This is a genomic window from Terriglobia bacterium (assembly GCA_020073205.1).
GTDB lineage: Bacteria > Acidobacteriota > Polarisedimenticolia > Polarisedimenticolales > JAIQFR01 > JAIQFR01.
This window is the reverse complement of sequence record JAIQFR010000082.1, coordinates 1-20219: the sequence shown is the minus strand read 5'-3', so window position 1 is coordinate 20219 and position 20219 is coordinate 1. Positions and strand designations below refer to the sequence as shown.

Below are 20219 nucleotides of genomic sequence, written 5' to 3'. Positions count from 1 at the left end.
CGGGCGATGCTTGCCCTTGGAGCCACGCCCAAGCGATGGCCACAATGGATGCTCTGCCTGCCCAGGCTTGCCTTCATAGGCCACGTCCAGCCAGGCCAGGATCGCCGGGCCAGCGCAACGTGCAGCTCGTCGCCGAGTCCCTCGTCGGCCTGTCCCGCGGCATCGAGGTAGTCCAGATCGAGCCGGACCGGCTCCGGCTCGTGGTGGACCGGCGGATGCAGAGGGTGCTGCCGGTCGCGCCGGCCCTCGTCGGCGCCCCGCCGCCCGGGTACACCTTCTACGGCGCCCAGGTGGCGCCGGACTCGCTCGAGGTGGAGGGGCCCCAGACCGAGGTCGTCGGCCTCGACCGGATCCGGACCGACCCGATCCACCTCGAGGGGCGGACCGCGCCGTTTGTCGTGGCGGTGAACGCCGTTCCGGACCGTCCGGGGACCCGCGTGATCGAGCCGCGCGAGATCTCGGTGCAGGTCGAGGTCGACGTCGCACCCGTCAAGGCCGCGTTCGACTCGGTGCCCGTGGTCTTCGCGGCCCAGGAGTACGCGGCGACTGCCCAGCCCTCGAGCGTCCGGGTGGTGCTCTCCGGTCCTCCCTCGGTCCTCCGCCAGATCCGTCCGGCCCAGATCCGGCCGGTGGCCGACGTTTCGGGGCTCGTCCCTCGGCGAGAGCCGTATGCCGTCCAGCTCAGGATGGAGTTCGCCGGCGTCGCCGCGCCGGATCTCGCCCGCATCACCGTAAAATCGGTCAGCCACCCCGAGATCGACGTGAGAGTGTCGAGCCGGAGGATCGCGAAGTGAAGCGTCTGTTCGGGACCGACGGGATCCGAGCCGTCGCGGGAGAGAGCCCTCTCGATCCGGCGAACGTGCGGTGCTTCGGCGCCGCCCTCGCCGACGTGCTCGGTTCGGATCGAAAGGGCCCACCGCGGGTGGTGCTCGGCCGAGACACGCGGGAGTCCGGCGCCTGGCTCGGCGCCGCGGTATCGGCCGGCCTGTTCTCGCGGGGGGCGGAGTCCGTGGACGCCGGGGTGATCACGACGCCCGGGCTCGCCCACCTGGCCCGGACCGGTCCCTTCGAAGCCGGCGTCATGATCTCCGCGAGCCACAACCCGTTCGAGGACAACGGGCTCAAGGTCTTTGGCCACGACGGGACCAAGCTCCCGGACCTCCTCGAGGCCGAGATCGAGGCGCGGATCCTCGATCACGGCATCCCGGACCCCGGACCATCCGAAAGATGTGCCGTCGTGGACCCTTCGCTCGCGCGGGCCTATGTCGAGTTCCTGGAGGGGGCCGTGTCGCCGCGCGGACGGCTCGCCGGCGTGAAGGTCCTCCTCGATTGCGCGAACGGCTCGGCGTCGGTGTTCGCGCCCGAGGTCTTCCGGCACCACGGAGCCGAGGTGCTCGTCCGGGGCGCCGCGCCGGACGGCCGGAACATCAACCTCGGCTGCGGCTCGCTTCACCTGGACGGCCTCGCTTCCGAGGTCCGCGACCGGCGGTGCGACGTCGGGATCGCCTTCGACGGCGACGCGGACCGCGCGCTCGCGGTGGACCGGATGGGGCGCGTGGTCGACGGGGACCTCATCCTCTACCTCCTCGCCCGCCGGATGAGGAGGTCCGAACGGCTCCGAGGAGGAGCCGTGGTCGCCACCGTCATGAGCAATCTCTGGCTCGAGCGCAGACTGGAGCAGGAGGGGATGCGCCTCCTGCGGGCGCCCGTCGGCGACAAATACGTGCTGGAGCGAATGATCGCGGAGGACGCCCGCCTCGGGGGCGAGCAGTCCGGCCACGTGATCGTTCTGGACCTCGCGAGCACCGGAGACGGGATCCTGACCGGCCTGCTCCTGCTCGACACCCTCATCGAGGAAGACGCCCCGCTCGAGGCGATCCTCGACGGGATCGCTCCTTTCCCCCAGGTGCTGGTGAACGTCGGCGTTCGGGAGAAGCCCGACCTCGAGCGGCACCCGGTGATCGGTCCCGCGGTGCGCGAGATCGAGAGACGGCTCCAAGGCAGCGGACGGATCCTCCTGCGGTACTCGGGGACGGAGCCCCTCGCCCGCGTCATGGTCGAGGGTCGCGACGCGGACTCGGTCCGCGGTCACGCGGAACGCCTCGCCGGCCTGATCCGGAAGGAGATCGGCAGCACGTGAGGATTCTCGGCGCCGACTTGTACCCGGGTTCCTCGTCCCCCGAGCCGAGGGAAGGCGCGGTCGTCCTCCTGAACGAGGACGGCGGCGTCGCCGCGTCGCGGCACCTCACGACGATCTCCGACCTCGCGGCCGCCGTCGGCGAGATGACCGGGGCCGAGCCCTTCCTCCTCGGTGTCGACCTGCCGGTGGTCGCGCCGGAGCGGCCGGGTCGCGCGCGGGCGGTGGAGACCTTGATCCTGCGCCGCCTCGGCTTCCGGATGCCTTTCTCGGGACGGGCGGGTGCTCCCGCCGCGCGACCCCCGGCGGCCGGAGAGTCGCTCCTGGCCGCGCTGGCCGTGGCCGGGCTCCCCTGCCTTCCCTACCCCGACCGCGATCTGAGGGCCTCGGGACTGGCCGAGATCGACCCGGGTCTGGCGCTCAAGGTCCTCCTCTGGCAGGGCTCCTCCGCCACCGAGGGCCCTCACCCAGCCCGGGAAGAGATCTTTCGCGCCTACGCGATTCCAGCCTACCGCCGGCCGCCGGGGCGCCGGGGATCCGACTGGGCGGAGCGCGCCGCGGCGCTCGACCTCGTGCTCCGGGCCGCGGGACCGCTGCCGGGGATCGATCTTACGCCGGCTCGCGCGGTGCTCCGGGGAGCCGCGTCCGATCGGGACGTCGAGCGCGCCGCAGCTCTTCTGGATGCGTGCCTGATCGCCGGGACCGCCAGGCGCTACATGAAGTCGCCCGAGGAATGCGTTTTTCTCGGCGATCGCAAGGAGGGATACGTCATCCTGCCGGCGGACGGATTCGTCCGGAGGCTCGCGCTCCGGGAGCGCCGGCCCGGTCGCTCGGGGCTATTCCCGCGCGGCTCGCTCCGCGCGAAGCTCGGCGCCGCGGCGGAGCTGCACTCCGCCGGCCTTCTCGACGTTCCCGGGAGGCCCCAGGACACCGAAGCGGTGTTCCACCGGATCCCGCTCTACGAATTCGACAACCTTGACGAGATGCTCTGGTGGAAGCACTGCCGCCATCTCGACGGGCCCGCACTCCCCGTCGAGGGGCTTCGCGAGCTGGTGGTCCTGCTCGGCCGCGAGGACACTCACGACGGGCGGGCCTCCCCCTTCAGGCTCGTGAGAAGCCGCCACCGGACGCTGTCGTTCCGGTTCGAGCCGCCCTCCTCGTGGCGCTCCCGCGTCCCCACTCGGGACGGGAAGACGTACGCCTTCCGCGTGATCCGCGCCGTGTTCGAGACGCTGCCCGCCGAGGAATGAACTAGAAGGCGAGACGCAGACCGAGCTGGCACTGGCGACCCGGGGCGACGGTCGCGTCGTTCTGGCCGTTGACCTGCCGGCCGTAGCCGAGTTGCGGGTTGTACACCACGTAGTTCCGGTCGTTGAGCAGGTTGAACACCTCCAGGGAGACCTGGAGGTTCTGGCCGCCGCTCAAGTTGAACTCCTTGTCGAGCTTCACGTTCAGGGTGAGCGACGGGCGGTTCCGCTGGTCGTTGCGGCGGAAGGTCGGGTAGCGGGTCCGCGTCCTTATCCCGCCGCTAAAGGTCGACGGGTAATCGAGGGGGATGCTGTCGGCGGAGGAGGTCACCTGCAAGATGGAGTACGGCAGCCCCGACATCCAGCTCGTCGCGGCGCCGAACCTGAAGCCCCACGGAGTGATGGTCGTCGCGTTGATCTTCACGACGTGCCGCTGGTCGTAGGCGAGGGAGCCTCCCTCCGAGTCGCGGTTCCCCGGATCGTCGCCGACGTAGGAGGAGAACGCCTCCGCGTCGCCGATCGCGCGCGACCAGGTGTACGACGCCTGCATCTGCCAGTTCCGATACTGGCGGCGCGTCACCTCGAGAACGATCCCCTCGTAGCGCGCGGCGTTCACGTTCCCGACCGAGTCGATCGCCCCCCATCCCGGATTGTAGACGTACGAGTCGAGGTAGCCGTCGCTCTGGTGGAACGGCGGCTGCTGCGGGAAGAACTGCGATCGGTCGTAAACGAGGACGCCGTCGCAGTCGTCGGGGACGCCGTCCGGCGGGCCCACGATCCAGGGCTGGGTCGGAAAGTACCGGTGGGAGCAGCGCCCGTAGTCGCCCGTGTGGTGGTTGATGTTCACGTCCTGGAGCTGGTCCCTGAATCGGCGGGAGATGATGGCCACCCGGGCGACGACCTCCGGAGAGATCTCCCGCTCGAACGAAGCCGTCATCTCGTCCTGGTACGGGGGCCTGAGCCCGCGATCGACGACATGGGCGTTGGCCGCGGGATCGATGCCGCTGGAGAAACTCAGGTTGCTCCAGTCCCGGCTGAGCGGAGACTTGATGGCCTTGAGGGGAATCGTCGCGGTCACCGGATCCTCCTCGACGAGGGGGACGTCGAGGGAGATCGTCCCGTAGTACCGCCCCGCCGTCACCGCGACCTTCGACTTCCCCTTTCCACCCGGGTCCCACGCCACCGCGACCTTGGGAGCGGGGTTCGTGCTCGCGATGTCGACGTCGCCGACACGGCGTCGCTTGATCCATCGCTGGCTCGACGTCTGAGCCGGGCTGACGAATTGCGAGAGGTAAAGCACCGGGTAACCCGTGGCGGCGGCCATCCCCGCCAGAAGGTCGTTCAGCGCGCCGAGGGGCGTGAACGACGCCGCGGCCGCGGAGAATCCCTGGTCGGCCGATCCGGCGCCCAGGCGGCTCGACCGCCACAGCACGTTCGCCAGCCCCTCGAAATCGTTCGACCCCTGCTTCTGGATGATCTGCGCGAACCCCCCCTGGGCCCGCCCGAATTCGACCCCCGCCCCAGCGCCGATCACCTCCAGCTCCTCGATCGCGTCGGGGTTCAGGTAGCTCATCCAGCCGCCGGTGAGCGGGTCCTGGTTGCTCACCCCGCCCACCTGCGTCTGGAAGTCCGCCGCCCTCGCCCCGTGAACGTTCGGGTTCCCGTCCCCATCCGGGTCCACGACCCCCGGGGCCAGCGTGAGCGCCCCTGGTAGAACCGCCCCTGGGACGGCAGGTCCTGGATGAAGGAGTCGTCGAACGTCGTGGCGCGGGAGGTCTTGTCGAGGTCGACTGCGGCGCGCCGCTCGACGACCTTGACGCTCTCGTGGATCTCCGGAACGAGGCGGATCGGAACCCTGGCGATCTCCTGGATCCTCACGCGGACGTCCACGACCCTGACCCGGGCAAAGCCGGGCGCGGCGACCTCGACGACGTACCCGCCTCCCGGGCGCAGGACCGGGAAGAACGCCACCCCCTTCGCGCTCGTCGCGACCGTGGTGGTCCTGACCATGCCGAGAGCGCTGGAGAGGATCACGGACGCGCCGGCGACGGGGTTGCGCCCTGAGGCGTCGAAGACCCGGACCTCGATCCCACCGCTCTCCGCGGCAACACGATGGATCCCGAAGGCGACCACCGCGGTGAAGAGCAGCACTCTCGATGAGACCCGGACCGCCGGCGCCATGGTCTCTCTCCAGCGCTAGAAGGCCAGCCGCAGGCCGACCTGGTACTGCCGGCCCGGGGTGACCGTCGCGTCGTTGCGCTCGTTCAGCTGCCGGCCGTAGCCCAACTGCGGGTTGTAGATCCGGTAGTTCCGGTCGTCGAGCAGATTGAACACGTCCAGCGAGATCTGGAGGTTCTGCCCGCGGCTCAGGTTGAATTCCTTGTCGAGCTTCACGTTCAACGTGAGCGACGGCCGGTTCCGCTGGTCGTTCCTCCGGCCAGTCGCATAACGGGTCCGGTTCCGCATCCCGCCGCCGATGATCGACGGGTACACGGAGGGAACGCTGTCCAGGGAGGGCCCGACCTGCAGGATGGAGTAGGGGAGCCCCGACATCCAGTTGGCCGAGGCGCCGAACCGGAAGCCCCAGGGCGTGATCGTCGTCGCATTGACCTTCACGACGTGCCGCTGATCGTAGGACAGGTACCCTCGCTCCGCCTCGCGATTCGCCGGATCGTCGCCGAGGTACGAGTTGAACTCTTCCGCGTCGCCCACGGCGCGCGACCAGGTGTACGACGCCTGCATCTGCCAGTTCCGGTACTGCCTTCGCGTCACCTCGAGGACGATCCCCTTGTACCGCGCGGTGTTGTCGTTCCCCACCTGGTAGATCGCCCCCCAGCCCGGGTTGTAGACGTACGAGTCGAGGTAGCCGTCGCTCTGATGGCGCTGCACCACCTGCCCGAAGAACCTCGACGACGACAGGACGATGATCCCGTCGCAGTCGTCCGGGACACCGTCGGGCGGGGCGACGATCCAGGGCTGGTCTTCTCCCGAGGAGTAGACGCAATGGCCGAAGTCGCCCGCATGGTGGTTGAGATCCACGTCCTGCAGCTGGTCCCAGAAACGGCGCGAGATGAAGGCCACCCGCGCGGTGGTCTCCCTGGCGATCTCCCGCTCCAGCGAGACCGTCAGCTCGTCCTGGTACGGGGTCTTGAGCCGATGGTCGATCACGCGAGCGCTGACGGCCGGGTCGATTCCCGTGGAGAAATGCAGGTCAGTCCAGATCTCGCTGGGAGGGACCCTGGTCGCCTGGAGGCCCATGGTGGTGGTCACCGGCTCTTCCTCGACCAGCGGCACCGCCAGGAGGAGGGTCCCGTAGTACCGGCCCGCGGTGACCGCGATCTTCGATTTCCCCTTCCCGCCGGGATCCCATGCGACGGACAGCCGCGGTGAGAGGTTCGTGTTCGCGATGTCGATGTCGGCGGGTGCGCGCTGCTTGGCCCAGCTCTGGCTCACGATGAGCCCCGGGCTGATGCGGCTCCACAGGAACGACTCGGAGATCTGGGTCGCGTCCGCCATGCCCCTCACGAGATCCTCGAGTCCCCCGTACCCCGTGAACGACGACGCGGCCTCGGAATACCCTCCGTCGGCGGAGCCGGCGCTCATGCGGCCCAGGAAGTCCCGGGACTCCGCCGCGGGGTCGAACGGACGGAAGCCGGAGCCCCTCATCTCTTCGCGGTCGACCCTCAGCCCGGCGGTCACGCTGAGGTTCGGCAGCGGCTTCGCCTGGTCCTCCAGGAAGAACCCGTAGCTCACGTCGGTCGCCGTCGAGCGCGTCGAGGGAGGGGACGCGACCTCGAGGGCGAGGGAAGCGAACAGGGCGCGGTGCGTCCTGCCGTCGGACCCGACGATCGGCACCTCCTTGATCGTGAGGGTCATGTCCGGGCGCCTCTCGAGGCGCCTGAAGTACCTCTCGTTCTCGATGTTGGCCCCCACCTTGAGCTGGTGCGTCATGCCGAAGAGGCGGCCCCCGAAGATCGACGCCTGGCTCTTGAGCGTGAGCCGTTGCCGCTCGTCCCTCCACGTCGACGAGTACGAGCCCGTGGTCACGCCCGTGTCCGTGTTCGTGCACTGGACGGTGTCGAGGGCCGGGAGGAGGGGCTCTCCCGTGAAGCGGTTCACGAACCCTTCGGTGCAGGTGTTTCGGGCGCCGCTCACCATCGGGAGGAGGTTCTGGTGTCCCCGCTGGTAGGACGCGACCGTGTCCACCAGGATCGCGGGCGACACCGGCGCGGTCCAGGTGAGGGCGAACGTGGGACCGCCGCTCTCGTACCGCATCGTGGTGTCGGACGCGGACAGGGCGCTGGCTCCCACGTACGTCAGCGTCAGCGGATCCTCGCGGATCTCGAGGGCCAGCTTGTTCCTGGGGGAAGCCTGCCAGGTGATCTGGTCGGCGTGAATCCCCTGCCGCCGCGTGGCGAGGATCGTCCCGTCGAGCGCCGTCACCGGCTCCTGCCGCGAGATGAACTCGTGGGAGAGCCGGTACCAAAGACGGTCCCTGACGATCGCGCCGGAGAGCTGCACGGCAGGCTGGATCCAATCGTACCTGGGGACCCGGGTCCCCGGAGTCCCGGCGGCCGCGCGTCCGTCCATGAGACTCGACTGCCACAGGAGGTTCGTCAGTCCCTCGAACTCGTTCGACCCCTGCTTCTGGATGACCTGCGCGAATCCCCCCTGGGCTCGCCCGAACTCGACTCCGGCCCCCGCGCCGATCACCTCCAGCTCCTCGATCGCGTCGGGGTTCAGGTAGCTCATCCAGCCGCCGGTCAGCGGGTCCTGATTGCTCACCCCCCCCACCTGCGTCTGGAAATCCACCGCCCTCGCCCCGTGGACGTTCGGGTTCCCATCTCCTTTCGGGTCGACCACGCCCGGGGCCAGGCTGAGCAGTCCTTGATAGAACCGCCCCTGCGACGGCAGGTCCTGGATGAAGGTGTCGTCGAACGTCGTGGTCTTCGAGGTCCTGTCGAGATCGACGCCCGCCCGTCGCTCCACCACCTTCACGCTCTCCCGGATCTCCGGGACCAGCCGGATCGGGATCCGGGTGACCTCCTCTATCCTCACCCGGACGTCCAGGATCCTCACGCGAGCGAAGCCGGGAGTCGAGACCTCGACGACGTACCCGCCGCCCGGACGCAGGACCGGGAAGAACGCCACCCCGTCGGCGCCCGTCGGAACCGTCGCGGCCGCGACCAGGCCGAGGGCGTTCGAGAGGCCGACGGAGACGCCGGCCACCGGGCTTCGCCCCGAGGCGTCGAAGACCCGGACCTCGATCCCCCCGCTCTCCGCGGCGGCGGAGCGCACCGAGAGGGCGATCACGGCGGCGATCAGCGTTACTTTGGAAACGCTCCAGGAATTCGGCGCCACGAGGTCCCGCTCCCGCGCGAGGGGGCACCCGCGCGGGGGTCCCTTCGGGGCGTGAGTATACGACCAAGCCCTACGCGGGACGGCGGGTTTCTCGCCCGACCAAGTGTCGCCGATCGGGAGCGAGCCGATTCAGTACCGGTAATGGTCCGGTTTGTACGGTCCGTCCAACGGGATGCCGACGTACTCCGACTGCTCACGGGTCAGGCGGGTGAGCGTGACGCCGAGCTGTCCGAGGTGGAGGCGCGCCACCTCCTCGTCCAGGGTCTTCGGAAGCATGTAGACCTTCTTCTCGTACCGCTCGGGGTGGAGGTAGAACTCGAGCTGGGCGATGACCTGGTTCGTGAACGAGGACGACATCACGAAGCTCGGGTGCCCCGTGGCGCAGCCGAGGTTCAGGAGCCGCCCCTCCGCCAGGATCATCACGGAGTGGCCGTCGGGGAAGCGCCACTCGTCGTACTGCGGCTTGATCGGGATCCTCTCGATCCCGGCGACCTTCTTGAGGCCGGCCATGTCGATCTCGTTGTCGAAGTGGCCGATGTTCCCCACGATCGCCTTGTCCTTCATCCTCGCCATGTGGGCGGCGGTGATCACGTCCTTGTTGCCGGTGGCCGTGATGAAGATGTCCGCGGTCTCCACCATGTCCTCCACCGTCTTGACCGCGTATCCCTCCATCGCGGCCTGGAGCGCGCAGATCGGGTCGATCTCCGTGACGATCACCCGGCACCCCTGGCCGCGGAGCGCCTGGGCGCATCCCTTCCCGACCTCGCCGAAGCCGCAGACCACCGCGACTTTGCCGCCGATCATCACGTCGCTGGCGCGGTTGAGCCCGTCCACCACCGAGTGCCGGCAGCCGTAGACGTTGTCGAACTTGCTCTTCGTGACCGAGTCGTTGACGTTGATCGCGGTGAACAGGAGCTTGCCGGCCTCCTGCATCTGGTAGAGCCGGTGGACGCCGGTCGTCGTCTCCTCGCTCACGCCGCGGATCGAGGCCGCGACCCGCGCCCACCGCCCCGGCTCGTCCGCCTGGAGGCGCCGCAACACTTCGAGGATCACCCCCCACTCCTCCGGGTCGTTCGCCGGGTCGAACGCGGGCACTCGCCCCCCGCTCTCGAACTCCACCCCCTTGTGGACCAGGAGCGTCGCGTCGCCGCCGTCGTCCACGATCGAGGTGGGGCCGGAGCCGTCCGGCCAGGTGAGCGCCTCCCGAGTGCACCACCAGTACTCCTCGAGCGTCTCCCCCTTCCAAGCGAACACCGGCACGCCCTTGGGACGCTCGGGAGTCCCCCCGGCGTCCGACCGGCCCACGACGACCGCTGCCGCCGCATGATCCTGCGTGGAGAAGATGTTGCACGAGGCCCACCGGACGTCTGCCCCGAGATCCTCCAGTGTCTCGATCAGGACCGCCGTCTGGATGGTCATGTGAAGGCTGCCCGTGATCCGGGCACCGAGAAGCGGCTTCTTCCCCCGGTAACGCGCGCGAACGGACATCAGGCCCGGCATCTCCTGCTCCGCGAGCCGGATCTCCTTCCGCCCCAGCTCGTATAGACCCAGATCGGCGACCTTGAACGGCGCGCGACCCGCCTGCTCCGCAGCTCGGAACGGGTGAACGGAGTCCTTCACGTCAGTCTTCATGCGCTTCCCCTCCGCGGCGGGCCCGCGGCACTGTACCCCGGTCCCGTTGAGATCCGCAGCATTATGACATCTGAGAGGAAACGGCGCCCGGCATGCGGGTTGCGAAGAATCGAGCGGTCTCCGGCAGGTCCGCGCGCTTCCCTATCGACTCTTCTGAAGAGCGCCGTTTCAACGGCGAGCGTGTTCCCCAGACACATCTCAAACTAACAAACAAACCCCCCGGTCGAGCCGGCAACCGGCACGCCGGCACACGTAGCCCCTTCGCCGAGTACGTCGTTTGGGCGGCTCACGCGGGACGAATACCCTCGAGGTGCCGTGCGATCAGCATCTTGATCAGCGACTGTCGAGGAACGCCCAGTCTCGAGGCCTCACGATCCAGCGACTCGACCATCCAAACCGGGAAATCGACATTGACGCGTCGCTGCTCGTGACCGGGGTGACGAGTGTTCGAAAGGTCCAAGTGACGGGTGATGTCCTCGCCCGCATCGAACTTCTTGTCAAAATCTCGCGCTTTCATAGATCTCAATCTCCTCGTCTCTCGAACGTCCGTCGCGGAGGCGGGTGTGGAACGATCAGATGGCCCGTTGGCGGGCTATCTGTTCCCACGGCGGGTCCTGATCGTGTTCGCGCGTCCTTGTCCCTGCTTCCTCTCGGGCTGCTGGCTCTTGTCGTCCCGCCGCCGAGCATCCTTCTCGCTCTCGAGCTTCTTCGTTTCGTGGGTCTCCCGGACCTTCCCTTGCTGCTCCTTCTGGTTGACGGAAGCGGTCCAAGGATCAGCAGTCTGTCGAGGCGTTCTCTTGTCTGCCATTCCGACCTCCACGACGGGTCGAGCGGTATGAGGGCCACTCTCTGGAATGTGCCCGGAGCGCAGGAAGCACCACGAATGCCGGAGCTAGCTCTTCCTCGATGTCGTAAGGCTGAACGTGCTCCAGCGCCGCTCAACGCTCCGGCTCTTGCACTTCGGGCACTTGACCCGCTTTGGATCGTACGCCGAAATCGGCTTCGTCTCGCTGAACTTCTTCTTGCAGTTCAGGCACACGTACTCGTAGATGGGCATGGCGGCCTCCGTGCTGTCTGGACTCGACCTGCCCGGATTCTACCCTTCACTGCATCCCGGGCATAGAGGGAGTACCGAAATGTCCCACCTCGTCCCGCCGACCCTGACCGCCGCCGAGCAGAAGGCGATCCTGCGTGCCACCGCGGCCAACATCCGCGACCACACGATCTTCTCGATGGCCCTTGGCGCCGGCCTGCGCCTCGCCGAGCTTGTCGGCCTCAACGTCGGGGACGTGTTCGCGCCGGACGGCACGCCACGGGTCCGCGTCCGCATCCGGCCCGAGATCGCGAGGGGCGGCCGGGCGGCGGACGTGTTCCTGCCCGACCGGCTCGTCACCAAGCTGACGCGGTTCTGGCGGTGGAAGCGCGGTCGTGGCGAGGACTTCGACCCTGCCGCGCCCGTACTCTGCAATCAGTCCCGGGAGGAAATCGCATTCAACATACCGATTGACGGTACGCATTGCGTATCCCTGGCATCCGCTGCACGGCCGTGTGATGGCGGTGTGCCGGTTATACCGAGCTCGGCATAAACGCCACACGGCGGTGACCGCGGTGTACCGTGCGACGCACGACCTGTTCCTGGCGCAGAGGTTTGCCAGGCACGTTTCCCCGCTGACCACCGTCGTGTATACCCACCCGAGCGACGAGGAGATGGCCCGCAAGATCCGGACGCTGGCCTGCTGAAGTTCCCCTCCCACTCCGCGCGACGTATCAGGAGTTGCGAGGTCCACGCAGCAGTGCAAACAGCGCAGCCAGTGCCACCCCGAAACACATACCGGAAGCAAGGAGTTGCAGCACATCCACGTTGTGAATGCTCGCGAATCTAGGCCGCTGCATGAGATTCATCAGCCCGATCGATCCGACGATGAGAGGCGCGACGACGGCAGAACCGAAAGACCTGCGTCTGTGCATGCTCTTCTCCTTGCTGAGTTGATCGATCAGGGTAAACGACGCACCGCCAGTCAGCAATTTCTCGTTTGACGTTTGACACGTGCAAACCGACACAATCAGAGACAGGCAGTAGCGGACAGGAGGTTCAAGCTGCGGATCCGAGGGCCGCGTCCGAGAAGGAATTCTATGTCACCCCGCCGCCCAACTCCGAAACGCACTACCCGAAACCATTCTCCCACAGGCCAGGGCCTTTCCCAGGCTGCCCCGCCGCCCGCGAAGCAGCGAGGCGCGGCGAGCCGACGGAAAGCCGTTTTGCCGGGACCAGTTTGCGGGACCCGGGCATCAGTCTTTGAAACCGAGCTTTTTCCAGAGCATAAGACCAGGACATATGCCCGTGATGCCCGCAAAGAGAAACATGACAACAGGTACATATAAGAACCAGTGAACCTTCGCAAATCCGGTAAGCCAAATTCCCAAAAACACAATCACGGCAACAGCGAGGAACTGCATTCGAATGGCACTCATTGGACCTCCTTCTGACAGGTGAGAACTGATACGGCCCAAAACTGCCTCCCAAGGGATAGAGGTTCAAGCTGCGAAAGCGAGGGCCCCGTCGGAGAAGGAGCCGTCATGTCACCCCGCTTTCCAGCGCCGAAACCACCGCCAAGCTCATTCTCCTCCCCGTGCCCGTGTCCCGTGAAGCAGCGAGGCGCGGCGAGCCGACTCACGGGCCCATTCCCCCGTCTAAAGTGTTACCTGTCTCCCCGACCGATCAGTGTTCTGTCACCACGATCCTCGAAGGGACTTCGCGCGTGTCGCACCAATGCACCGGATCTCGGTACACCCACAGCTCTGCAGACTCGTTACTTGAGCTCAGTAGCCTGTAAACCCCGAACTCGCCCTTGTGCCCCTTCCCGGGAAGAGACACAGCGTTCCCTGGCTTGATGCCAGCGCGATCGAAAGGACCATTCGGCGCCACGGAAGTCACTACCAACCATCGGCCGCCGCAGAGGGCGCGATGTTCAGCGCTGAAACCCCAGCTACGATCTACGCCTGGAATTGCCATTGTCCAGAAGCAGCCGCTGATTGGCCCTTCGAGGACGACGTCGAAACCGACGAAGGTGATCGAGGCTACAACGAAGAAGAAGACGAATCCGCGGAGGTTCGCTAACGGCGACCGGACCGTGCCAAACGGCCCTCTCGGCTCCGGGAGCATCGCGGATCCTCTAGTATCGACCTAGACAGTATGACTTCCGCTTCGAAAGTAGGCTGACCTCCGGCAATGTCGCGCGATGGACAGGCGCACGGTGGTGCCGTCACGATCCTCGCGCCGTCACCGAGCGGTCCGCAGTCCGCGACGGGGCGAGATCATGAGGCGATCGGCCCGAACGCGAAGCCAATGGGAACATGTTCCCAAGAACACGATCACAATCACCGCGCCGGCGAGCCATCTGACCAGACGGAACAACGTCGTGATCGTGAGTCCGTGTGACATTCTGGGTGCCTCTCGTTCCGGCAACCGACCAGAGCGGTCCGACCCCGAATCCCCACGTCCGTCGACGCTGCGGCTGGCCCGCGACCACCCGTTGGGCGCCGACGAAATGCTCGCTGCTAGAAAGCATACGCCGTTTGGCCTGGAATGGGAAATCCAGGCCCTCCTCCGGCCGTGGAGCGCGAAGGCACACAAGCGCTTGGGTGGCTGTTCGTTTCTATGTTCGACTAGGCTGCGCAACCGTTCAACGCGTCAGCGCAGAAGGCGGAACGATATTGCCACCTGCAACTTAGCTGGAACGGGCACCCCGTCACGGAGAGCCGGAATGAACTGCCACCGACGAAGGCAGTTCGTGGCGGAGTCGTAGAGGTCGGACTCCATGAGGTAGGAACGCATCGCGCTGTCGGCGACAAGCTCGATGGCAGTCGCCTTCCCGTTCACGCCAACAATCGCCACAAGTGGCACGTCACCCTGGACGCCCGCCTCGCGCATCGTCTCCGGGGGCGTGGCACGCGTGAAGTAGACAAGACGGGGGGGATCCGCGCCGTCCGGAGTCTCAAACCGGACTCTCGGCGCAGGTTCTTCTCCAGGTGCCTCGTGGAGCGCGGCCGCGACTTCGGCGATCGCTGACGGGCCGGGACTCCGCTCCAAGAACTCCTTGAGCGCATCGGCCGCGGCCGGCCTCTTGCTCACGCCTAGGTAGGCCATCGCGAGAAGGCCCCGGGGCTCGACATCCGACTTGTCGGCCGAGACCGCCTTCTTCATGAGCTTGAGCGCCTGCTCCGCCTTGCCCGCGTGCAATAGCGTGCGAGCAGTTTCGCAGTCGGGGCAAGCAGCCCTCGTCTGGACCGAGACGAGCATCGTTCCGACGAGCAGGACCGCGAACGACCTGTAGCGCATCGGCATTCATCGTGTCACGGACACTTGGTCCGGATCAAGGGGCGATCACGTCGTTTTCCTGGCCCGAGGGGATACCGTCGCGGAAGGACGTGAGGGACATCATCGGCTTTCCGCCTGCCACGCAGAGCAAGAGAGCCATTGGGATGCGCCGAACGCCGTCCATCGGATCGTCCGGGCGTACCACGCCGTCGGAGAGCCCGACGCGTTGTTGCGGACGGAAAAGTTCGCGAGTTTCGCGGAGGTGAACGCGGAAAAGCTTGAGATTCCGGGCTCGGCCTGTTCACCACTCCCCTGGTTTTGTATATGAGTGATCTGGCTCCCCACCCGGCTCAGACTTCATGACTCCACCAACTCAGTGGAGATTGCGGCCCATCAACCATACTGGGAACGCCCGTGGCTCTCCGGCCCGCGTGAGCTGTATCACGCGGCGATGTGCCACACGATCCTTTGATCGGGTGCGATCGCCTTGAGGAGCCGCTCTACCTTCTCGACGGTCGGCATCGCCCGTCCCTGCTCGTATCGTGCGTATGCGTTCTTGGAGCGTTGCCCTAGCCTCTCGGCGGCCTCGGCCAGCGTCAGGCCCTGTCGTTCCCGCTGCCGGCGCAACAGGAGCGCCAACAAGACCCCCAAGCGATTACCGCCGATTTCGAACGTCTCCCCGCCAGTCGGATAGACAGCGGCTCGAAAGCCCCTCACTCCTGCCATCGTCTCGACTAGATCCTCTGCCATCGCGAGCGCCTCGCGCTTCGTGCGTCCCTGTGTGACCGCATCGAACGCCGGGATCTCCACCAGCCAGAACCTGCCGTCCCTCTTGATCCGCCCTGGGAACCTCATTGCCTCTCCTTCGCACGCCTCAGGACGACTTGCGCCAACCTTTCGTTGATCTCTGGGTGCCTGGGCACGTACTCCGTGAATGAACCGTTGGCGCTGACCCACACGTCGTGCTTGCCTCCGTGGCGCTGCAGCGTCCAACCCAGATCGCGGAGCCGACGCTCCAGCTCCCTGCGCTTCATAGCGTCAATGTACACCTATACGTGTACGAGCGCAACAGGGTTGTGGGGTGTGATGGTGCGGCGATGCTCAGGGTCCGCATCCTCCCTCGTAAGCGGTTACCATGTATTTCGGTGATCTGGCTCCCCAGGAGGGACTCGAATCCCCGACCCGGCGGTCAACAGAACGAACCCCGGGGTCGCCCCCACCCCGGCGCCCGCGTCCGACCGCTCCGCTCACTCATACCTCAGCGCCTCGATCGGATCGAGATCGGCCGCCCGGACCGCGGGGTAGATCCCCGACACGAGGCCGACCGCGATCGAGACCCCCGTCGACAGGAAGATCGACCCGAGCGTCACCACCGTGGGCCATCCCGCGTAGAACGCCACGACCTTGGCGATGGCGACGCCGAGGACCACGCCCGCGAGGCCGCCGAGCAGGCTGATCGCGAACGACTCGACGACGAACTGCGAGCGGATGTCCGAGCGCCGAGCGCCCACCGCCCGCCGGACGCCGATCTCCCGCGTCCTCTCGAGCACGGTGGCGAGCATGATGTTCATGATCCCGATGCCGCCCACGAGGAGCGAGATCCCCGCGATGCAGCCCATCACGATGTTGAAGAGCCGCTGCGTCCGCCGGCTCTGCTCCAGGAGCGCCTCCGGCACCACCAGCTCGAAGTCCGCGGCCCCGCCGTGGAGCCGGTCGAGGAGCGAGCGGACCAGCGAGGACGAGCGGCTCGGCGACGCCGAGGGGTCGAGGCTGACCACGATCTCGTCGAGGGGGGATTTCAGCGGGTCCCGATCGAACTCGCGCACCGCGGTGGTCACCGGGACGTAGATCTCCGTCGCGGTCGAGCCCACCGTCACGCCCTGGAACGACGAGGCGCCGCCGGCCTCGTGCAGGACCCCGATCACCTCGAACCACACGTCGTTGATCTTGAGATCGCGGCCCAGCGCGGGACCGTAGCCGTAGAGGTCCCGGCGGACCGCCGGGCCGATCACGCAGACCTGCGCGTGGTCCCGCTCATCGGCCGCATCGAGGAATCGGCCCTCCGCGGTCTCGAGGCGGCCCAGCTCCGCCTGCCGGTAGGACACGCCGTACACCTTCGCCTCGGTCTTGCCCCCGGCGGCCAGGATCTTGTAGGGCTCGATCCTGACGCGCGGCGCGACCACCTCGGCGCCCGGCACCGCCTCGAGAATCGCCTGGGCGTCGCGGGGGGAGAGCCCCGGCGACTTCTTGCGGACCTCGTTCAGCTCCTCCTGCTTCAGGTCCTTGGACCGGACGAGGATGTTGCGGAGGCCGAGCCGGTCGATCATCTCCATCGCTTGCCGCTCGGCGCCGCTCCCGATGGAGAGCATCGCGATCACGGCGCCGACCCCGAAGATCATCCCGAGCATCGTGAGGGACGACCGGAGTTTGTGCGCCTTCAGGTTGTCGGATGCGGTCCGGAACGCCTCTCCCGCGGTCAACGGGGGCCTCCCGCGCTCGGAGCCGCGGAGGCCTCGCGCGCGCCCCTCTCGGGGACGGTCTCGCCCGCCGGGCGCGTCGGGTCCCGGAGCGCCACCACGTCCCCCTCGCCGAGTCCCTTCTCGATCACGACCCGTCCGAGCGCCGCCGGGCCGAGCGCGACCTCGACCGGCTCGAACCCGAAGCCGCTCCTCCGGTAGACGAGCTTCTTTCCGCCCTTCTCGAGGACCGCCTCGCGGGGGACCGAGATCGCCCCCTTTCGCGCGTCGAGCGCCAGCATCGCCCGCACCCGCTGGCCGGGCTTCATGATCATAGGATCGGTCCGCTCGAGCTCGAGGGTCACGCCGAAGTACTGGACCGGGACGCCGCTCACCCTCGGCTTCGCCAGCGTGTCCACCTTGGCGACCTTCGCCTTGAAGCTGCGGTCCGCCCGCGACTCGATCGTCACCTCGGCGGGGAGACCCACGGCGAGCCCTCCGGCGTCCGCCTCGAGGACGTACACCTCCGCTTCCATGGCGTCCATCCTCGGGATCTCGGCGAGCGGCTGCCCTCTCCAGACGGTGTCGCCGACCTTCGGGATCCCGTTCCCCTCCTCGGTGAACACCAGGATGCCGTCGTGGGGCGCGCGCACCTCGAGCGACGTGAGCCCCTTCTTCGCCTGCTCGATCTTCAGGTCGGCCTTGTGCCGCTCGATCCCCAGGAGGTCCAGATCCACCCTCGTCAGCTTGTCCCTTATCCCGCGGACCGCCTCGGCGTTCTCCTTCCGCCGGGTCGCCAATGACTCGTCGAGCTGCGACTCGATGATCTCGGTCCTCGAGAAGATCTCCGGATCCTTGCTCTGGAACTCGCGGGCGTATCTCAGGTCGAGCCCCGCCATCCCGGCGTCACGATCGAGGTTCCTGAGGGTCCCCTCCCCCTCGGCGCGCTTGCCGGCGATCCGGTTGTCGGCGGTCTGCCGCTCGCCTTCCCCGTCCACCAAGCTCTTCTCGGCGTCGGTGGAATCGAAGCGGATCACGACGTCGTCGGTCCTGACGCGGCTGCCGTCCGGAGCGAGCCAGGCGATCTTCAGCGAGTTCGCGCCGTCGATGGGCGCGGTGAGGACCGTGGCCTTCACGGCCTTGAGGTTCCCCTCGGCCTGGACGTGCCGGGCGATGTCGCCCCGCCGCGCCGTGGCGACCGGCACGTCCGTCGAGCGCCCGAGCCCGCGCACGTACGGGAGCCCCGCGAGCGCCGCCAGGCCAAGAGCTCCAGCGGCGACCGACCCGACCACCTTGAGGCGGCTCATGCGGGGGCCCTCCTCGTCCCGAGGCCCCGCCGCGCGACCTCATCCCCCTCGGAGAGCCCCCCGAGAACCTCCACCACCTTGTCGTTCCGCCGTCCGACCTCGAGCCGCGCGGCTTCGTAACCCAGGAGGGTCCGCCGCCAGGCGACGGGGCCGTCCGGCGTGGGGAACACCGCCTCGGTGGGAATCAGGAGGGGTCGCTCGATCCGCGCCGTCTCGATGGTCCCGCGGAACCGCATGCCCGGCCGCATCCGAACCGTGTCGGACCGATCGAGCACGATGTCGAGCCGGACCACCTTGAGAGGGTTCTGGTAGGACTGGCGCTGGACCGTCTTCCAGATCGACGAAACCCGCCCGCCGAATTCCACGTCGGGGTGGGCGTCGAGCCGCAGCGTGACCTTCTGCCCGACGGCGATCTTCCCGGCGTCGACCTCGTCCACCTCGCCCTTGGCGATCATGTGCCTCAGGTCCGGGATCTCCATGAGCCTCTCGGCGCGCCACACGCTGTCCCCGACCTTCTTCTTCGTTTCCCGCCAGTCGGTGACGTAGATCACCGTGCCGTCGCGCGGAGCGCCCACGGTCATGCGGCCGATGGACTCCCGGATCTCCTTGACCCGCTCCTCGGCCCGGTCGCGCTGGTTCCGGAGCGACGTCAGCTCCGCCTCGTCCGCGGCTCTCGCGGACTCCAACCGCCCCTTGAGGTAGGCGATCTCGTCGCGGGCGAGGCCGAGGTCGAGGCGGGCCTGCCGAAGCTCGGCGGCCGCGGCCAGCTCGGCCGGCCGGTCCACCTTGAGCGCCGCCTTGCGCTCCCGCGCCTCCGCTTCGGCGAGCCTGAGATCGTCCTCGCGCCGGCGGAGCGTGACGTCCACCTGCTTCTTCTCCATCTGCTTGGCGGCGGAGGCGGCCTCGGCGATCTTCTGCTCGAGCTTCCGGTCCAGATCGGACGTGTCGAAGCCGACGACCGGCTCCCCCTTCTTCACCTGCGCTCCCTCGGGGGCGAGCATCGAGATCTTGTAGTTCCAGGTCTCGCGGACGGCCGGGGGACTGACCACGGTGGAATCCACGGCCTTGAGGAAGCCGGTCACGTCGACGCCGAGCACCAGGTCGTCCCGCGCGACGCGCACCCAGTCCGCGTCCTCGGACGGCCGCCGCCCGGAGAGCGCCCACCAGCCCGCCCCGGCGACGACGACCGCGACCGCCGCGAGCCGGGCCTGCCTCGGCACCCGGAGGATCCGCGCTCTCATCCCCGCGCCCTCAGGCGGGTCCCCTCGGCCAGCCCGCCCTCCACCACGCACGTCTCCGCGTTGCACGGTCCGAGCCGCACCTCCGATTCGCCCCCCGATTCGAGGAGCGCCTTCGGAGGAGAGGCCGCCGGGTCCAGCGCGGCCCGCGGGACGAGGAGCGCCCCGGCGAGCTTGAGCGCCTCGACCTCGACCTTGACCGACATCCCGGGACGCATCGTCCGAGGATCGGTCTTCTCGAGATCGATCCTCACGTGGAACGCGCGGCGGAGCGACTGCCCGGGCGGCGCCTGGGCCACCGGCGTCAGCTCCACGACCTTTCCCGGGAACGCGACCTCCGGGTAGGTGTCGAGGGTGCACTTGGCCGGCATCCCCACCGCGATCCGGCCGTCGTCCACGTCCGGAAGCTGCGCCTCCACGCGCATGGCGGAGAGATCGGGGATCCGCATCACGTTCCACCCGGCGAACACGGTATCCCCCACCTGGAACTTCCGGTCCTCCCACGGGTGATCCGCGACGACCA

Annotated in this window: 20 protein-coding genes; 4 read left to right on the top strand and 16 right to left on the bottom strand. The window is 67.8% G+C overall.

Annotation, left to right across the window (positions count from 1 at the left end; all coding sequences use genetic code 11):
- Positions 1-119 precede the first annotated feature (119 nt).
- The 3 genes from LAO51_15270 to LAO51_15260 are packed head-to-tail and all read left to right on the top strand — an operon-like array spanning position 120 to position 3387.
- Positions 120-794 carry a hypothetical protein gene (locus tag LAO51_15270; protein ID MBZ5640107.1) on the top strand — a complete coding sequence of 225 codons (675 nt, stop codon included), beginning with the start codon at positions 120-122 and terminating at the stop codon, positions 792-794.
- A complete protein-coding gene (glmM, locus tag LAO51_15265; GenBank protein ID MBZ5640106.1) occupies positions 791-2140 on the top strand; it encodes a phosphoglucosamine mutase in 1350 nt (449 codons plus the stop codon). Before LAO51_15270 ends, glmM begins: the two co-directional genes overlap by 4 nt.
- The gene (locus LAO51_15260) at positions 2137-3387 is read left to right on the top strand and encodes a DUF429 domain-containing protein (protein ID MBZ5640105.1); all 1251 of its coding nucleotides are present in this window, start codon (positions 2137-2139) and stop codon (positions 3385-3387) included. The genes glmM and LAO51_15260 overlap by 4 nt, the downstream gene beginning before the upstream one ends.
- 1 nt (position 3388) lies before the next feature.
- On the opposite strand, the gene LAO51_15255 is transcribed toward LAO51_15260, so the two are convergent.
- From LAO51_15255 to LAO51_15225, 7 genes are all read right to left on the bottom strand, one after another.
- Positions 3389-4990: a TonB-dependent receptor gene (locus LAO51_15255; GenBank protein ID MBZ5640104.1), complete on the bottom strand. Its 1602-nt coding sequence runs from the start codon at positions 4988-4990 to the stop codon at positions 3389-3391.
- On the bottom strand, positions 4987-5565 hold the full coding sequence (locus tag LAO51_15250) for a carboxypeptidase-like regulatory domain-containing protein (protein ID MBZ5640103.1): 579 nt from the start codon (positions 5563-5565) through the stop codon (positions 4987-4989). The genes LAO51_15255 and LAO51_15250 overlap by 4 nt, the downstream gene beginning before the upstream one ends.
- A gap of 15 nt (positions 5566-5580) precedes the next feature.
- Positions 5581-8745 carry a TonB-dependent receptor gene (locus tag LAO51_15245; protein ID MBZ5640102.1) on the bottom strand — a complete coding sequence of 1055 codons (3165 nt, stop codon included), beginning with the start codon at positions 8743-8745 and terminating at the stop codon, positions 5581-5583.
- 129 nt (positions 8746-8874) lie between these two features.
- The gene (ahcY, locus tag LAO51_15240) at positions 8875-10377 is read right to left on the bottom strand and encodes an adenosylhomocysteinase (protein MBZ5640101.1); all 1503 of its coding nucleotides are present in this window, start codon (positions 10375-10377) and stop codon (positions 8875-8877) included.
- Between the two features lie 286 nt (positions 10378-10663).
- Positions 10664-10894: a BrnA antitoxin family protein gene (locus LAO51_15235; protein ID MBZ5640100.1), complete on the bottom strand. Its 231-nt coding sequence runs from the start codon at positions 10892-10894 to the stop codon at positions 10664-10666.
- A 75-nt stretch (positions 10895-10969) separates the two neighbouring features.
- On the bottom strand, positions 10970-11185 hold the full coding sequence (locus tag LAO51_15230; GenBank protein MBZ5640099.1) for a hypothetical protein: 216 nt from the start codon (positions 11183-11185) through the stop codon (positions 10970-10972).
- Between the two features lie 84 nt (positions 11186-11269).
- Positions 11270-11434 (bottom strand): zinc ribbon domain-containing protein, encoded by a 165-nt coding sequence (locus tag LAO51_15225; GenBank protein ID MBZ5640098.1) that lies wholly within the window; start codon positions 11432-11434, stop codon positions 11270-11272.
- On the opposite strand from LAO51_15225, the gene LAO51_15220 reads away from it, so the two are divergent.
- Complete coding sequence (locus LAO51_15220; protein ID MBZ5640097.1) at positions 11433-11963, top strand: hypothetical protein; 531 nt, start codon at positions 11433-11435, stop codon at positions 11961-11963. The two genes, LAO51_15225 and LAO51_15220, sit on opposite strands and share 2 nt — an antisense overlap.
- Before the next feature lie 181 nt (positions 11964-12144).
- Here the strand turns inward: LAO51_15220 and LAO51_15215 are convergent, their stop codons facing one another.
- The 9 genes from LAO51_15215 to LAO51_15175 form a co-directional block, all read right to left on the bottom strand.
- The gene (locus LAO51_15215) at positions 12145-12345 is read right to left on the bottom strand and encodes a hypothetical protein (GenBank protein ID MBZ5640096.1); all 201 of its coding nucleotides are present in this window, start codon (positions 12343-12345) and stop codon (positions 12145-12147) included.
- Positions 12346-12666: 321 nt separating this feature from the next.
- Complete coding sequence (locus LAO51_15210) at positions 12667-12849, bottom strand: hypothetical protein (protein MBZ5640095.1); 183 nt, start codon at positions 12847-12849, stop codon at positions 12667-12669.
- 1219 nt (positions 12850-14068) lie between these two features.
- Positions 14069-14716 carry an energy transducer TonB gene (locus tag LAO51_15205; protein MBZ5640094.1) on the bottom strand — a complete coding sequence of 216 codons (648 nt, stop codon included), beginning with the start codon at positions 14714-14716 and terminating at the stop codon, positions 14069-14071.
- A gap of 420 nt (positions 14717-15136) precedes the next feature.
- The gene (locus tag LAO51_15200; protein MBZ5640093.1) at positions 15137-15550 is read right to left on the bottom strand and encodes a type II toxin-antitoxin system HicB family antitoxin; all 414 of its coding nucleotides are present in this window, start codon (positions 15548-15550) and stop codon (positions 15137-15139) included.
- Entirely contained in the window at positions 15547-15729 is a 183-nt protein-coding gene (locus LAO51_15195; GenBank protein MBZ5640092.1) for a type II toxin-antitoxin system HicA family toxin, read from the bottom strand. The genes LAO51_15200 and LAO51_15195 overlap by 4 nt, the downstream gene beginning before the upstream one ends.
- Positions 15730-15942: 213 nt before the next feature.
- The gene (locus tag LAO51_15190) at positions 15943-17103 is read right to left on the bottom strand and encodes an ABC transporter permease (GenBank protein MBZ5640091.1); all 1161 of its coding nucleotides are present in this window, start codon (positions 17101-17103) and stop codon (positions 15943-15945) included.
- A gap of 68 nt (positions 17104-17171) precedes the next feature.
- Complete coding sequence (locus LAO51_15185) at positions 17172-18458, bottom strand: HlyD family efflux transporter periplasmic adaptor subunit (protein ID MBZ5640090.1); 1287 nt, start codon at positions 18456-18458, stop codon at positions 17172-17174.
- Positions 18455-19699, bottom strand: coding sequence for an efflux RND transporter periplasmic adaptor subunit (locus tag LAO51_15180; protein ID MBZ5640089.1), 1245 nt, complete (start codon positions 19697-19699; stop codon positions 18455-18457). The genes LAO51_15185 and LAO51_15180 overlap by 4 nt, the downstream gene beginning before the upstream one ends.
- A partial coding sequence (locus LAO51_15175; GenBank protein MBZ5640088.1) for an HlyD family efflux transporter periplasmic adaptor subunit occupies positions 19696-20219 on the bottom strand: 524 nt, incomplete at its 5' end. The genes LAO51_15175 and LAO51_15180, both read right to left, overlap by 4 nt.